The following is a 14,234-nucleotide window of genomic DNA, read 5'->3' as shown; positions in this document are numbered from 1 at the left end:
ACGTAGATTTTTTCGCAATGCAAGGCGGAGGACGCTAACTGATTCATTAAGATCTACATTTGACTTTGTCAAGGTACTAGCCGCCATAAGCACAAATAAAAGACCTGAATGTCACCATTTAGCGGCGATATTCAGGTCCTCTCTGTTTCATTGGTTGTTGTAAATGACCGTCCTATTTAATTTTTCTTGACTTATTTAGCAAACCTTTATAATATTATATATATGAATATGTACTCATATATATAATATTATAGCTTTAGAGGAGAGCTGCTTATGCTGGCTATCGAAGCGCAGACCTGTGCGCACAATCCTATGACACCAGGATGCGGCTGCCGCCGCAAGCTATGCCTAAGACAATCAGGTAAACTCTTTGCTGGCGCAAAGTATTGCCCATATAAATATGGATAGGAAGTGAGCACGATGGCTTTTAAAAAAATATCAGCCAATATACCGCCCAAGAAAACAGCCGGCCAGAGCGGCGGCTGTTCACCAACGTCCGAACCATCCGCCGAACTTGAGGCGGCAGCGACTTGCGGCTGCTGCCCGCCGGCAAGTTCGGCGGCAGTTGCCGAACCGGACTGCAGTTGCTGCCCGGAGGCAGCGTTGGACCAGCCGTTAGCCGCCCCGGCCTGCGATTGCTGCCCTGACACGAGAGCAATCGCCCCCCCGGCTCCTGCCGCCTTCGCCGGCGGCGCTGATAACGCTACTGACCAGATAAACCCCCAGGTGGCGTCTAGCACCCGGACCAGCACGTTTACGGTCGCGGGTCTGGACTGCGCCGACTGCGCCGCCAAATTGGAAAGAGGCATGAGCAGACTTACCGGTGTAACAGATGTCAAAGTCAATTTTGCCACCGCTAAGCTGAACGTCACCTACGATCAAACTCAACTCCAGCCGGCAGAAATTGAAAAAGCAGTCAGCGGTTTCGGCTATCAGGCCGACCTCATTCCGGCAGCAGGCAGCCCGGCCGGGGCTCAACAATCGGTATTCCGGGTTTCCGGCCTGGACTGCGGTGACTGCGCTGCCAAGCTGGAAAAACGGGTGGCTGCACTGGCAGGTGTAGTATCAGCCCAAGTGAATTTCACCACCGGCAAAATGACAGTCGAACATACCGCCCCGGTTACTGCCATCCTGCAGGCGGTTAAACAAGCCGGTTATCAGGCCGAACGGCTGACGGCAGGTTCCCGCCGGCCGGAAACCAACGCAGCGTGGTGGAGCAACCGGCGTACCCAGGCAACGATCGTAGCAGGTATTATCCTGGGGCTGGCTACCGTCCTGGAGTGGTTAAACTTCCAGGACACCGTCCTCATTCCCCTGTATGTTGCCGCCGCCGTAATTGGCGGTTATAGTGCAGCCAAAAGCGGGTTGTATGGCTTGCGTTCCTTTACCTTTGACATGAATTTTCTCATGACCGTGGCCGTGATTGGAGCTGCAGCTATCGGCGAATGGAGCGAAGGCGCGACCGTTGCCTTTTTATTCTCCTTCGGCAATACCCTTCAGACATACACTATGGATAAAACACGCCAATCCATCCGGGCTCTCATGGAACTTGCCCCGCCCGAGGCACTGGTACGACGCAACGGCGTGGAAGAACGACTGCCGGTAGAAGAAATTATGATTGGCGACCTGGTCATTGTCAAACCAGGCGAACGGATTGCCATGGATGGCATAGTGAAAAGCGGTCTGTCGGCCGTCAACCAGGCTACCATTACCGGCGAATCCCTGCCTGTGGAAAAAACAGCCGGTGATGCGGTTTATGCCGGGACAGTTAATGCGCATGGTGCTTTGGAAATTGAGGTCACCCGGATTGCCGCCGACTCCACTTTGGCAAAAATTATGCATCTGGTGGAAGAAGCCCAGGCCCAGAAAGCGCCATCCCAACAGTTTGTCGATGTCTTCGCCAAATATTACACCCCGGCCGTCTTACTCACTGCCGCCGGTATCATGCTCCTTCCCTGGCTGCTGTTTAATCAGCCTTTTGCCCCCTGGTTCTACAAAGGTCTGGTGCTGCTGGTCATTTCCTGCCCCTGCGCCCTGGTCATCTCCACACCGGTTTCCATTGTATCGGCGATTGGCAATTCCTCCCGCAACGGCGTACTCATCAAAGGCGGCGCTTATTTGGAACAAATGGGCGGCATACAGGCCATTGCCTTTGATAAGACCGGCACCCTAACCCATGGCCGCCCAGTGGTTACTGAAATCCTACCAATAGGTAAAACCAACGAACAGGATCTGCTGTCCCTGGCGGCGGCAGTAGAGAAATGGTCTGAACACCCATTGGCGCTGGCCATCGTGGAAAAAGCAAAACAGCTCCCCCGGCCGCCGGCAACCAATTTCAAGGCCCTGGTCGGCCTTGGCGCTCAGGCTGACGTTAATGGGCAAACCATCTATGTCGGCAACCTCAGGCTGTTTGAAAAACTGGGCCTAAGCCTTGAGCAGCATAAGGCGGCTATGATCGACCTCGAAGAGCAGGGCAAAACGGTCATGCTCGTCGGCTCGGCTACGGCTATTGGGGGATTGATCGCAGTAGCTGATACGCTGCGGGGCAACAGCAGGAATGCTATCAGGGAACTGCGGCAGGCCGGTATGAAGCATATCGCTATGCTGACCGGGGACAACAGCCGGGTTGCCGCCGCCATTGCCACAAACCTCAATCTTGATACGTACTATAGTGATTTGCTACCCCAGGACAAAGTGGCTACCGTACAAAAACTGACCAAGGAGTACGGCTCGGTGGTGATGGTCGGAGACGGCGTCAATGACGCCCCGGCACTGGCTGCCGCCAATGTCGGTGTGGCCATGGGCGTCGCCGGATCAGATACGGCGCTGGAAACAGCCGATATCGCTTTGATGGCTGATGACCTGGGCAAACTGGCCTATGTAATCAATCTGAGTCGCAAAACGGTTGCTATCATCAAGCAAAACATCGGGTTTGCCATATTGATTAAAGTAATATTTGTTATATTTACCTTCTTCGGTTTTGTTGATCTGTGGCTGGCAGTGCTGGCCGACATGGGATCATCCATCCTGGTAACGCTGAACGGGATGCGGCTCATGCAGAAAATCCGCTAACCACCAGTAATGTAACCGGAAATGATAAAAAGGACCGACGTATTTTTACGCCGGTCCTTTTCTTGCTCTGTTATTCTCATTAAAACTATAGCCTTCGGTCACACACTTTCATTTTTGCCGGATATAATTCATTCCATGCTGCAGCAGAATAGCGACATAATCATCATTAAGCGAATACCAGGCCAGTGTCCCTTCTTTGCGGTACTTTACCAGGCGAGCACCGCGCAGCAGGCGAAGCTGTTGCGATACGGCCGACTGCGCCATCTGCAGCACCGCTGCAATATCGCAGACACATAACTCCCGCTGGGATAACGCCTGCAGGATTTTGAACCGGTTCATATCACCTAATACCCTAAACATTTCCGTCACTTGCCGGACTTCCTCCTCCGGCGGCAATTCGCTTTGCACTTGGCAGACTGTTTGGGGATGCTCGCACAACTCTTCACACATATCGGAATCACAGGGACACTTTTTCATCACACACCGCCTGAATATGTAGTCATGTAAAATATATACGTTCTTATCCCTGCTGTCAAGATTTGCCTGGCAATGCCGCTGCCATTCGTGCCAATCCTGACAGAAATACACGGCTTCCAGACACACCTCAGCAAACACCAATTGATTGCTCAACCGGCTTTATTTGCTTGGCAGCCGAATGAGTGGTAGCGGTTATTGAGCTTTTGCCTCTTAGCCATTTATTTTAGCAGATTCAGCGTTAAGAAACTGAGGGCACCGCTTTCAACTAAAATAAATATACCTATCCCAATAAATACAACTGGCACAACTAAATTTTTGTATTTTTGAATGGTGTCTTTTATACCAGGAAAATTTGTCAGTTGTTCCCCGATAAAACACCATACGGCAATTAATAATAAGAAAATAATAATTGTAATAATAAGCTCAACTGTACTTAGCCTTGTGAATAGTGGTATATAAATACCTATATTATCGGCACCATTAGCAACCGTAACTAAAGAAACATTTAGGACCGCGGGATTAATCAACTTGCTTAACGCAGCCTTTATTTTTGTCTTTTTGGGGACTTGCGCCTCAATTTCAGGGCGGTCATCCATTACATGCTCTGTTTCGTTCGCCGCATTATCAAACATGAAGTGCTCGGCTATTGGGTCTGATCCTGTTTCACTTTGCACTTCCGCCTTACTTCCCTTTGTTGAATTAGCAGCCGCTTTTTTCTCTTGCCGGTATCCTGACCATTGTTTAATTCCCAGCAATATTGGAATCATTCCCAATAATCCCGTATATTGCGGGGGGACGATATTCAATCCCAATGAACCTAAAACACTTACAATAAGGAGTATTGTTATGCCCAGATATTGACCGGCAATAATATGACATTTTTTCAATTGACCGCCTATTTGCGAATAGAATAGCATCAACACAAAAATATCATCAATGTTAGTGCTTACGAAAGCAACAAAAGCCGTTACAATTGCACTTTCCATTATTTTCCTCCTGCTGCTGCCGGAAATATAATTATAGAAAAACAGAAAAAGCCTATGCACACTTGTAGTGTGTATAGGCTTACAAATCCAGCTTTAACCATATTTTCTATGGCTGACTTTAATACCTAAGAGGTATAAGCTGCCCCCGCCCTATACGGTAATAATAATGATATCACATTGAACGGCAAAGCACAATCAAGGCCTACGTCACACCCACGCTAGTTTTTATGCCTACTCATGGCAACGGTTTTGACAACATGTTTTCCATAAACAAACATAATTTAAAAAGCACCAAAGGCTATACACCCTTGGTACTCCTGAGTTTCTTCTGGTGACCCACGTAGGAATCGAACCTACAACCTACTGATTAAGAGTCAGTTGCTCTGCCAGTTGAGCTAGTGAGTCAAATGGCTAGGGCGGCAGGACTTGAACCTACGAATGCGGGAGTCAGAGTCCCGTGCCTTACCAGCTTGGCTACGCCCCAACAAAATTCAGTTGACGCTAACGTCACAAGTGATATTATACATAGTTATTGAGATTTTGTCAAATGAAAACATGCAAATCGGCAATCTCCTGTTTTTAAATTCCGCTTACCGTTATTTGCCGGCCGAGGTTACGCTGTAATTGGCTCCTCTGTACTTTTTTCACCAGTATTATTGATCCATTTACCGCATTGTTTGCAGCAAACTGTTGCTTCAGGCAAGGTCCAGGCCAATACCCTGCCGCACTTGTCACACTTAAATGGAACTAATAACGGCTGTGTTTGATTATTCATTGCAACCCCCCTCTTCTTGGCCAGCTTGTCTATTACCTTTTATTTCCATATGGAGAATGTTATTCCTGCCAGACATAAAAATAAAAATTACATAACTATTAAAAACGGCCTGCCCTCCATTGACAAACAGATTATTAACAAAGGGGCCCTAAGCGAGCCCTAGAGCAAACAAACGGGCAGGGGCGGCAAGCCGCCTCAGTCATATTAGGCAGGTCATAAACTCCCGGCGGACATGGCTGCTGTCCCGTAACCCCTGCCTGTAGGCAATTTCCGCCGCCTGCCCGGACTCCACCGCCGCCCAAGCCTCGAAATCCATGACCAGACCGGTCAGTTCCGGCTGCTGGGCCTTCAGGACCGGGGCCACTACCAGCAGCCGGTCCAGGGCGGCACTGACTTCCCTGGATGTTTTCCTGTAGCCGGCATCGTTGATACCGGCCTGGTTGAGAATATGGTCCACCCTGGTAAAAACGTACTGGTCAAACGCCTGGCTTAACAGTCTTTTCAGCATCACCCTACCCTCCGGTCCGGCGCCGGGCCGCCGGTGACCGCCAGGCCGGCGCCGGGCGCCGCTGGCCCGGCCGGCAGCGGTGTCACGGCAGCTGGCCGTGGAAACTGTTGGCAGAAGCCGGGTTCTTTGTTTGTCAAACAATTTTATCCCCCCCCCATGCTTAAGCCGGGGCAGAGGGCTGCAGGCCCTGCCGCCGGCTGTTTACAGGGGAAATTAAAAGCGCAGTGCAAGGTTGTTATACCCTACACATGCGCTTGGCTTTGGTGTCTGCTATATCCTCACGGCCAATACGCCGGACCTGCCCGGCCTGGTCGGCAAGGCGGCCAAACCGGCAAGGCAATGGTTGCCCTGCTGCTGCAAGCAAAGTTACGCTGTTTCCCTGGTTTTTGCTTAAACAAACTTATAACCAAACTCAAAAGCCTGCCGATTTTCCTCGACAAACTTAGGAACCCGCGCCGCCAAAGCTTGCAATAAGCTTTCTTTACTGATTGCCGTTTTTAGCTGCTGCCCCAGCATCCCCAGAAAAATAATATTGGCAAAGATGTCCCGTCCCAGTTCCTGTACCGCCATCTCTCTCGCCGGCAGCGCGGTATGTTGAGCCCTAAACCCGGGATCAGGTTCGATATACCCGGGATCAAAAATAATTGTCCCCTGCGTAACCAAAGCGCCAAACTTAGTATAGGCGGCCTTGGACATGGCGCAAAAATAATCAGGTGTTTCGACCACCGGGCTGTCGATCGGCGAACCGGACACCACGATCTGGCTGCGGACGTAACCGCCTCTTGTTTCCGTCCCATGGCTTACCAGCATGGTAGTAAACAGACCTTCATAGACTGCCGCCGTGCTGAAAATCTGGCCCAGCCGGACAACCCCCTGGCCGCCAAAGCCGCTAACCAATATTTCCGTTCGTTTCATGTTGTCCCTCCTTACGCACAGCCGCTGTAAAATTCCTCATTTGTTCGGAAAACTCCGGCCGGCCGGCTGTGGCCTGGTGGTAAATGCCTGTCCGGAAAGTAATGCCGTCGATAGCCTGGTCCGGCGCCGGATTGGTCCGCTCTTTCAGCCAGCGGTAAGCCACCACCGGCTTGCGTGACCCCAGGGCTTTGCCGGCAAAGTTGGTTATACAGGGATAGGCGATATGCACCAGCGAGAATCCCTTAAACTGAATCGCCTTTTTAATGCTCTCGACCGCATTCTGACCTTCCACACTGGTGTGCCGGGCTAAGAAGCCGGCCCCGGCCGCCCTTAAAATATCCAGAATATCCCGCCCGTCCTGCACCCAGTTGGGGTCCTGCATGCCATAGGGGCTGCTGTCGGTCACTGAGCCGCTGGGGGTAGTGTAACCATACTGGCCGCCGGTCGACTGATAGCCGAAGTTATCGGCCACAACTACAGTCATATCCACATTTCTGCGCACAGAGTGCAGCAGGTGCAGCAGCCCAATGCCGAACGCATCGCCATCGCCCACGGTGAGCACTATTTTTTTCTCCGGGGGAAGCGCCAGGCGCAGACCGGTGGCGATGGCATATACCCGCCCATGGGTGCCGGCAAAATTATCCCCCTGCCAGGTATTAAACGTCTGCCGGCCGGAACAGCCGATCCCGGTTCCCCACACAATATCGCCGGTAGCAAGCCCCAGCTCATCAATTGCCAGTAACACCTTTTTATGCACTTGTCCCAACCCGCAGCCACTGCAGGCCGTGCTGGGAATTTTTTTTGTTTTTAGGTATTTTGTCGCTAAATAGTCCATGCTACCAAGCCTCCCGCTGCCATTTTATGCTTGCCAGCGGCTGACCGTTGATTAAGTCGCGGGCCGCAGCCACTAATTCCGCAACCTTAGGCAATTCCCCGCACCGGCCTAAGAAATGTATGTCACTGTCTTTCGGCGCTGCCCGCTGCACCTCCCGCACCAACTGGCCGTCATAGTTGAGTTCCACAGACAGGTATTTGGCGCTGCGGCCAAAGGCTTCATCAGGGAAGGGCCAGATGGAAACCAGCCGAATGCCGCCTACCTTTAGCCCCTGTTCCCTGGCGGCTTTGACCGCGCTTTTTAATACGCGCGACGGACTGCCATAGGCCACTAAAATAACCTCCGGGTTATCGGCAGTGTCGATCTCTTCATAGCGGGTAATAAGCTCCTTATGGTTTCTCACCTTGTAAATCAGACGATGGGCGTGCTTATGCTGCCATTCAATCTCTTCGGTGTCAAAACCTTCAGCCGTAGGCGTCCAGTCCGAGCAGGCCGCTCCCGTGTTATGCCCTAATACCACCGGCGGCACGTCAATCTCATCGGTTGCCGGATAGAATTCAGGGCCATAATTAATTCTCCGGGGCTGAACCCGCAGTCCCATTGCTTCTATCTCGGCCGGGGTCTCGGGAATCAGCAGTGTTTCCCAGCCATCGGTTACAATCTGATCAGCCAGCACAGTAACAGGCATCCTAAACCGCTCAGCCAGATAAAAGGCCTCGACTGTCAGGGCAAAGGCTTCCTGGACACTGTTTGGCGCCAGGACGATACTCTCGAAATTGCCCCCATGGGTCGGATAGCGGCTGAGATAAAATTCCCCCTGACCGGGCGCGCCGGTAATGCCGCTGACCGGCCCCACCCGCTGGGCATTCACTACGACAACCGGAATTTCGCTGCCTAAGGCCCAGCCATAGGGATCGGCGAACAGGATATAGCCCGGACCGGAGGTCGAGGTCATTGCCTTAAGCCCGCCCAGCGAGGCGCCAATACAGATATGCATTGCTGACAGCTCGTCTTCAGCCTGGACATAATAGCCGTCTACCTGCGGCAATCGCCGCGACATATTCTCGGCAATCTCCGTAGCCGGCGTAATCGGATAGCCGGCGAAAACCTTGCAGCCGGCAAAAATAGCAGCTTCGGTAATCGCCGCATTGCCTGTTTCAAATATTCTTTTCACGACAATCCTCCTCGGCCGGTTTTTTATTTACATCAATGGCGAAATCCGGACACGCAAAAAAGCAGCGCCGGCAGCCGATACAGTCCCCGGCGGCTTTAACCCGGACAGGCCGGTAGCCTTTCGCATTAAAATAATCAGCCTGATCAAAGACATTCTTCGGGCAAACCTCCAGACAGTAGCCGCAAGCCTTACAGCCCTGGCCGTCAACCTGGACATCATATTTGCTTGTTTGTAATTTAGCTACCATAACGCCGGCAGCTCCTTTCTCTGCTCTATTTTATCGATAATCATTCCATTACCCTGGCGGCATTCAGCCGGCTGTGCAGCTCAGCCAACCTGCGGCGCTGAATTTTCCCGTTGGGACCTTTAGGAAAATCATCAATACAGATAATATTTTTAGGCACTTTGAAATCGGCCAGATACGCCTTGCAATGAGCAAGCACCGTTTCGGTGCTCAACTCGGCACCGGGACGCAGTTGGATAAACGCGACAATTTCCTCGCCGAACAAGCTGTCCGGTACACCGATTGCCGCTGCCACCTCAATCCCGGGCAACTGATAGAGAACTTCATCTACCTCCCGGGGAGAAATCTTTTCCCCGGCCCGGTTGATTAATTCTTTTCTCCGGCCGGTCAGAAAGAGATAGCCGTCTGCATCAAAATAGCCCAAATCGCCGGTATAGAACCAGCCCTGTTTAAAGCTTTCCTGATTTGCCGCCGGGTTGTTAAGATACCCGGTCGTAACATTAGCCCCCCGGAGAATAACCTCGCCTGCCACCCCGGCAGCAGCGGTATTGCCGTTTTCATCCACGACCCGCATCTCATTACCCGCAGCCAGCCCGACTGAACCGGCTTTTCTGACTCCGGGCGGCAGCGGATTGGTTGCCACCTGGCTGCCGGCTTCGGACAGGCCATAGGCTTCAATTACCGGTACCTGGTACCGTTGCTCAAATTCCTGCAGAATCGCCACAGGCAGTGAGGATGAGGCCGAACGGGCAAACCGCAGGCTGGGTGCCTGAACAGGGCATGCCTTGTCCCGGGAAAGCAGGATTGACAAAATAGTCGGCACCGCACTAAACCAGGTCACCTGGTACTGGTTCACCCAGCCCCAGAAGCTGCCGGCACTGAATCGGCGCGGTATGATAGCCCGCCCGCCGGTAAACACAGGCGTAATCAGCGTAATAACCAAGCCATTAATATGGAAAAACGGCAGGATGCACAAACTGATATCCTGCGCGGTTAGCGCATGTCCCTGCTGGATAAAGCCAGCCTCAGCCAGTAAATTGCCATGGGTCAGGACAACGCCCTTGGGCACACCGGTTGAGCCTGATGTAAACAGCAGGAGCGCCTCCGCCTCAAGCCCGGACCCGGCCGCTGCGCTAACGGTTGTGGGGTGCGGCTGGGGCAGCGTAACAATAAGCAGTTCTTGCCGGCCATCGTGCCCTGATTGATAACGCCTGGCCGAACCGGCAAACAGTTCGGGGGGCAATGCCCTTGCCCCCTCGACGTCTGCAATAATCAATTGTACACCGGCCTGCGCCAGCAAGCCCCCGCTTTCCGAGGGTTTGAACCGGGGATTAAGCGGAACGACAACTCCGCCGGCCAAAAGAATCCCCCAGAATGTCAATACCCAATCCACACCGTTATCCAGTATCACCGCTACGCGTGCGCCGTTTTGTAAGCCTTGCTGCTCTAAGTACTGCGCGAATTTCCGGGCAGCCTGGTAAAACTCGCCGTAGGTTAAGTCAGTCTGCTGTTCCGGCGAGGATACAAACAGACGTTCACAATCATGTACAGCCCGATGTTTAATCAGCTGCGCCAAGGATTCAAAACTCATAGTCCTCTCCCCTATACGGTATAGTGGGCTAATGGCTGCTCGCATGGATTACCATACACGTAATGCATTGCCCGGTTGTCAATATCATAGATGGCAGTGGATACGGTCTGGGCGTCACCGCCATGCCGGCAGATAGGATGCGGTTCTTCATGGTTAGCCAGTGCCTGGCTTATTCTCGCAACGGAAAAACCCTCAGTATGTGGTTGTTCCGGTAATGCGGCTGACACTAACAGCCGTGTACACCGGGCAAGACGAATTTTGCTGTTTTGTTCGTTTACCGCCAGCTTTCCCGGGACCGCCAGGTTAAGAAAATGGTTGGTGCGCACAGTAACAGGCTGCGTGACAAGCTGAACCGCATAGTTAGGATAAAGCTGCTCAATCACAGCCCCGCCGGCAGGGGTCATAATGACAATATTCCCGCCGACCAGCGGTGTAGTTAGCAGGCAATCGCCGGCGATCCGCAAAGCGTCTGCCAGATTACCGGCACTCCGCAGGATATCTTCAACAAGCACGCCGCGCGGAGTCCGGATTTTAATTATCTCAGTAAGTGGTGTATAATCTGCGAAAGTCATAGCAACAGCTACCCCGGCCTGGTTAATGCCGCTGTTTAAACCACGCTCCAGCGGGCTGGCGTGGCCGGCCACCCCGAGATACCGGTAGCGGCCATGACCACGCAGCAAAGCTTCAGCCAAACCGGCTCCTGGCTCCATGTCCCGGTTTTTAAACAAATATTTCCCGGTTATAGCCCCTAAAGTACACATATTTCTCATCCCCTGACACGGAAAGCACTTGCCGATCCCTGCGGTTATTTATTGCTTAAGCTTTTGATAGTAGCGGTCATCAAATAATTCATTGATATCAAAATCTTTCTTGAGGACCTTGGTTTCCTTAAGGAAGTCTTTTACCTGCTGGAGAGCGGCAATATCTTCCGGAATAATCTTGGAATCCCAATCCGAGGTTTTTACAATGCGGGCAATCGCCGATACCGGCAGCTTGCTCTCTTTGGCAATCAGCTCCAGGGCTTCATCGGGATTGCTTTTCATAAATGCAGCGGCTTTTTCGTTCGCTTTAAGGATGCGTACGGTATAGTCCGGATACTGTTTGGCAAAGTCATTGCGGGCCAGGAATACGCCAATATACCGTTTGACCCCGCTGGAGGAATCCTCCAGGATCTTGCCGGCTTTCGCATTCTCCAAAACAGACGACCAGGGTTCCCAGGTGGCAATGGCATCAACGTTTTGGGTTTCCAGAGCGGCCTGGTGATCACTTGCCGGCAGGTTCACGATATTGACATCATTCGCGCTAAGTCCGTTCTTTTGCAGCAGCAAAATAAGGAAATGGTGGGCGCTGGAACCAACCTGCACGGCAATTTTTTTGCCTTTTAAATCGGTAACAGACTTAACCGGGGAATCGGGACGAGTCAAAAGCGCATTCCCGCCCGGTGTATAGCCGGCCCGGCTGATTACCTTGATATCCACGCCGGCAGCCCGGGCTGATACCGGCGGCATATCACCGGTGTGGGCAAAATCGGCCCGGCCGCCGGCAAAGGCTTCAATCATGGGCGGCCCGGACAGGTAAAGATCATATTTTACATCGACCCCGTCTTTGGCAAACTCCTCTTCGTAGAAGCCCTTGGCTTTAGCCAAAAGAATAATTATGCTGGAGTTCTGATAAGCAACGTGAATCTCTTTGGGTTTTTCCGTATTTTTCGCTACTTCGGCCGTCTTCGTATCGTTGCCGCCGCACCCGGCCGCAAAAATGCCAATTACAAATACCATTAGCATTGCAACAACTATATTTTTCTTCCCCATACTATCGACTCCTTATTTCTTATAATTTTCTAACCCGTACCTGCAGCCTCGTGTATATAGATATAAAGCCTTAACCTCCTTATCAGTAAATTGGCAATGTTTAGATGCTATAAGCAAAGGGCACTTCAACATCTGAAAAAAATTCAGAGTAGATTGCCTTACGGATTTTTACAAACTCAAAACTATTGCGGTCACGGGGCCGGGGCAAATCGACCGGAATGATTGATTTGGCAGTCGCCGGCAGCTTAGACATTACCACAACCCTGTCGCCCAGAAAGATGGCTTCATCGATATCATGGGTAACCAGCAGAATAGTCGTTTTTTCCGCTTCCCATATCCGGATAATCTCCTGCTGCATATTAATCCGGGTCATGGCATCCAAAGCACCAAACGGTTCATCCAGGAGCAATACCTGCGGGCGGTTGACCAAAGCCCGGGCAATGCTCACCCGCTGCTGCATGCCGCCTGACAACTGATGGGGATATGCTTTCACGAAACCGGCTAAGCCTACCAGATCCAGATGCTCCTGGACAATACGATTTTTCTCCTCATTGCTGTGTCCTTTTCCCAAGCCAAAAGCGATATTCTCTTCGACGGTTAGCCAGGGATACAGCCGGGATTCCTGGAAAACCATGCCCCGGTTGACGCCCGGCCCCTCAATCAGGTCCTTTCCCAGACGTATTTCGCCGGAAAATCCCTGCTCCAGACCGACAACAAGCCGGAGCAGTGTACTTTTGCCGCAGCCGCTGGGGCCGATAATACTGATAAACTCACCTGGTTTTACCGTTAGGTTAATGTCTTTTAAAACAGGCACCTGTTTACCGGCAATAGCAAAGGTTTTATTCAGATTAGCAATGGTAAGCGGTTGCGGCACCGTCTCAGCTACACTCATACCTCTCACCTCCTATGATTCGTGCATATTGACATTCCAGCTCAGCAGCCGCTGCTCCAGCAATCGCAGCAGCTGATCAATAATAATGCCGGTAAAGCCAATGGAAAGCACGCCAACCAAGACCACATCAATCTGCGATAATTCCCGGGCATACATAATCATATACCCAATCCCGGAGGAGGCGGCAATCAGCTCAGCCGCCACCACACTGCGCCAGGCCACATCGATGCCGACCCGGACCCCGGTAAAAATCGCCGGCAGCGCTGCCGGTAAAATGACTTTGGTTAACAGGGTTATCTGATCTTTCTCCAGGATTGTGGCCACTTCTAAATATTTTTTATCGACATTGCGAATACCCTGAACCACGCTTACTAATACAGTCCAGAAGCTGCCGATGGCAATCACCGTTATCTTGGAGCCTTCATCAATCCCCATCCACAGAATCAGGACCGGAATCCAGGCAATCACCGGAATCGGCCTGAGAACCCCGAAAACCAGGCTGACCGCGATCCGCAGTTTCTTTACCAGTGCTACCTGCACACCCACCAGTACGCCAAGTATGGCCCCAATGATAAAGCCTTCGGCAACCCGCAGGATACTGACCCCTAAATGAATAATTAGTTCGCCTGAAGCCAGCAGCTCGACCAGCATAACGGCAATGGCGGAAGGCTGCGGCAACAGGGTGGCCCGGATCAAACCGAATTGGCCGGCAGCTTCCCAGACAGCCAAAAGAATCACCGGCGCTACTAAGGCAAGATAATTCTCTTGCAACCAAAGAGTAAACCTTTTCATTGATGCTCCCTCCCCCTTTCTCATTAAGCTGTACTTTGAAAATAAGAAAAGACTTGGCTTGTGCCACGTCCCGCAGGACGCCGGCAGAAGCCTTAGTCGTTCTTACTTATGATCAGAAACCGCTATACTTTCTGATCATGTAAAAAAAAAAACGAAGGCTAA

General features: G+C 51.9%; 14 protein-coding genes and 2 tRNA genes. 1 reads left to right on the top strand and 15 read right to left on the bottom strand.

From position 1 onward, the window contains the following. Positions 1-420: 420 nt before the first annotated feature. Complete coding sequence (locus SPTER_RS02450; RefSeq protein ID WP_144348896.1) at positions 421-3,072, top strand: heavy metal translocating P-type ATPase; 2,652 nt, start codon at positions 421-423, stop codon at positions 3,070-3,072. 108 nt (positions 3,073-3,180) lie between these two features. Here the strand turns inward: SPTER_RS02450 and SPTER_RS02445 are convergent, their stop codons facing one another. From SPTER_RS02445 to SPTER_RS02380, 15 genes are all read right to left on the bottom strand, one after another. Next, a complete protein-coding gene (locus tag SPTER_RS02445; protein ID WP_246105448.1) occupies positions 3,181-3,702 on the bottom strand; it encodes an ArsR/SmtB family transcription factor in 522 nt (173 codons plus the stop codon). A gap of 65 nt (positions 3,703-3,767) precedes the next feature. Next, positions 3,768-4,535, bottom strand: a complete 768-nt coding sequence (locus SPTER_RS02440; RefSeq protein WP_144348895.1) for a cadmium resistance transporter — start codon at positions 4,533-4,535, stop codon at positions 3,768-3,770. Positions 4,536-4,864: 329 nt separating this feature from the next. Beyond that, a tRNA-Lys gene (locus SPTER_RS02435) sits at positions 4,865-4,940 on the bottom strand. Between the two features lie 3 nt (positions 4,941-4,943). Beyond that, positions 4,944-5,019 (bottom strand) — tRNA-Gln (locus SPTER_RS02430). A gap of 129 nt (positions 5,020-5,148) precedes the next feature. Continuing rightward, complete coding sequence (locus tag SPTER_RS24510; protein ID WP_170233115.1) at positions 5,149-5,310, bottom strand: hypothetical protein; 162 nt, start codon at positions 5,308-5,310, stop codon at positions 5,149-5,151. 199 nt (positions 5,311-5,509) lie between these two features. Beyond that, positions 5,510-5,959: a hypothetical protein gene (locus tag SPTER_RS02425; protein ID WP_144348894.1), complete on the bottom strand. Its 450-nt coding sequence runs from the start codon at positions 5,957-5,959 to the stop codon at positions 5,510-5,512. Between the two features lie 249 nt (positions 5,960-6,208). After that, positions 6,209-6,733: a 2-oxoacid:acceptor oxidoreductase family protein gene (locus tag SPTER_RS02420; RefSeq protein WP_144348893.1), complete on the bottom strand. Its 525-nt coding sequence runs from the start codon at positions 6,731-6,733 to the stop codon at positions 6,209-6,211. Continuing rightward, a complete protein-coding gene (locus tag SPTER_RS02415) occupies positions 6,708-7,568 on the bottom strand; it encodes a thiamine pyrophosphate-dependent enzyme (RefSeq protein ID WP_144348892.1) in 861 nt (286 codons plus the stop codon). The genes SPTER_RS02420 and SPTER_RS02415 overlap by 26 nt, the downstream gene beginning before the upstream one ends. A gap of 1 nt (position 7,569) precedes the next feature. Continuing rightward, on the bottom strand, positions 7,570-8,742 hold the full coding sequence (locus SPTER_RS02410) for a 2-oxoglutarate ferredoxin oxidoreductase subunit alpha (protein WP_144348891.1): 1,173 nt from the start codon (positions 8,740-8,742) through the stop codon (positions 7,570-7,572). Then, on the bottom strand, positions 8,726-8,989 hold the full coding sequence (locus SPTER_RS02405; RefSeq protein ID WP_144348890.1) for a 4Fe-4S dicluster domain-containing protein: 264 nt from the start codon (positions 8,987-8,989) through the stop codon (positions 8,726-8,728). The genes SPTER_RS02410 and SPTER_RS02405 overlap by 17 nt, the downstream gene beginning before the upstream one ends. A gap of 40 nt (positions 8,990-9,029) precedes the next feature. Then, complete coding sequence (locus tag SPTER_RS02400) at positions 9,030-10,577, bottom strand: AMP-binding protein (protein WP_144348889.1); 1,548 nt, start codon at positions 10,575-10,577, stop codon at positions 9,030-9,032. Between the two features lie 11 nt (positions 10,578-10,588). After that, the gene (locus SPTER_RS02395) at positions 10,589-11,338 is read right to left on the bottom strand and encodes a carcinine hydrolase/isopenicillin-N N-acyltransferase family protein (protein WP_170233113.1); all 750 of its coding nucleotides are present in this window, start codon (positions 11,336-11,338) and stop codon (positions 10,589-10,591) included. 48 nt (positions 11,339-11,386) lie between these two features. After that, positions 11,387-12,388: an ABC transporter substrate-binding protein gene (locus SPTER_RS02390; protein ID WP_144348887.1), complete on the bottom strand. Its 1,002-nt coding sequence runs from the start codon at positions 12,386-12,388 to the stop codon at positions 11,387-11,389. A 100-nt stretch (positions 12,389-12,488) separates the two neighbouring features. Then, positions 12,489-13,280, bottom strand: coding sequence for an ABC transporter ATP-binding protein (locus SPTER_RS02385; protein ID WP_144348886.1), 792 nt, complete (start codon positions 13,278-13,280; stop codon positions 12,489-12,491). 12 nt (positions 13,281-13,292) lie between these two features. Beyond that, positions 13,293-14,072, bottom strand: coding sequence for an ABC transporter permease (locus SPTER_RS02380; protein WP_144348885.1), 780 nt, complete (start codon positions 14,070-14,072; stop codon positions 13,293-13,295). Between the last annotated feature and the right edge of the window lie 162 nt (positions 14,073-14,234).

It is taken from the genome of Sporomusa termitida (assembly GCF_007641255.1).
GTDB classification, from domain to species: Bacteria; Bacillota; Negativicutes; order Sporomusales; family Sporomusaceae; genus Sporomusa; species Sporomusa termitida.
The sequence above is the reverse complement of the archived record's forward strand: the minus strand, read 5'-3'. Positions and strand labels throughout refer to the sequence as shown.

Excerpts from the sequence above, each read along its gene's own strand:
- SPTER_RS02450 (WP_144348896.1), top strand. The coding sequence starts at position 421 with ATGGCTTTTAAAAAAATATCAGCCAATATACCGCCCAAGAAAACAGCC.
- SPTER_RS02440 (WP_144348895.1), bottom strand. The coding sequence starts at position 4,535 with ATGGAAAGTGCAATTGTAACGGCTTTTGTTGCTTTCGTAAGCACTAAC.
- SPTER_RS24510 (WP_170233115.1), bottom strand. The coding sequence starts at position 5,310 with ATGAATAATCAAACACAGCCGTTATTAGTTCCATTTAAGTGTGACAAG.
- SPTER_RS02420 (WP_144348893.1), bottom strand. The coding sequence starts at position 6,733 with ATGAAACGAACGGAAATATTGGTTAGCGGCTTTGGCGGCCAGGGGGTT.
- SPTER_RS02415 (WP_144348892.1), bottom strand. The coding sequence starts at position 7,568 with ATGGACTATTTAGCGACAAAATACCTAAAAACAAAAAAAATTCCCAGC.
- SPTER_RS02405 (WP_144348890.1), bottom strand. The coding sequence starts at position 8,989 with ATGGTAGCTAAATTACAAACAAGCAAATATGATGTCCAGGTTGACGGC.
- SPTER_RS02400 (WP_144348889.1), bottom strand. The coding sequence starts at position 10,577 with ATGAGTTTTGAATCCTTGGCGCAGCTGATTAAACATCGGGCTGTACAT.
- SPTER_RS02395 (WP_170233113.1), bottom strand. The coding sequence starts at position 11,338 with ATGTGTACTTTAGGGGCTATAACCGGGAAATATTTGTTTAAAAACCGG.
- SPTER_RS02390 (WP_144348887.1), bottom strand. The coding sequence starts at position 12,388 with ATGGGGAAGAAAAATATAGTTGTTGCAATGCTAATGGTATTTGTAATT.
- SPTER_RS02385 (WP_144348886.1), bottom strand. The coding sequence starts at position 13,280 with ATGAGTGTAGCTGAGACGGTGCCGCAACCGCTTACCATTGCTAATCTG.
- SPTER_RS02380 (WP_144348885.1), bottom strand. The coding sequence starts at position 14,072 with ATGAAAAGGTTTACTCTTTGGTTGCAAGAGAATTATCTTGCCTTAGTA.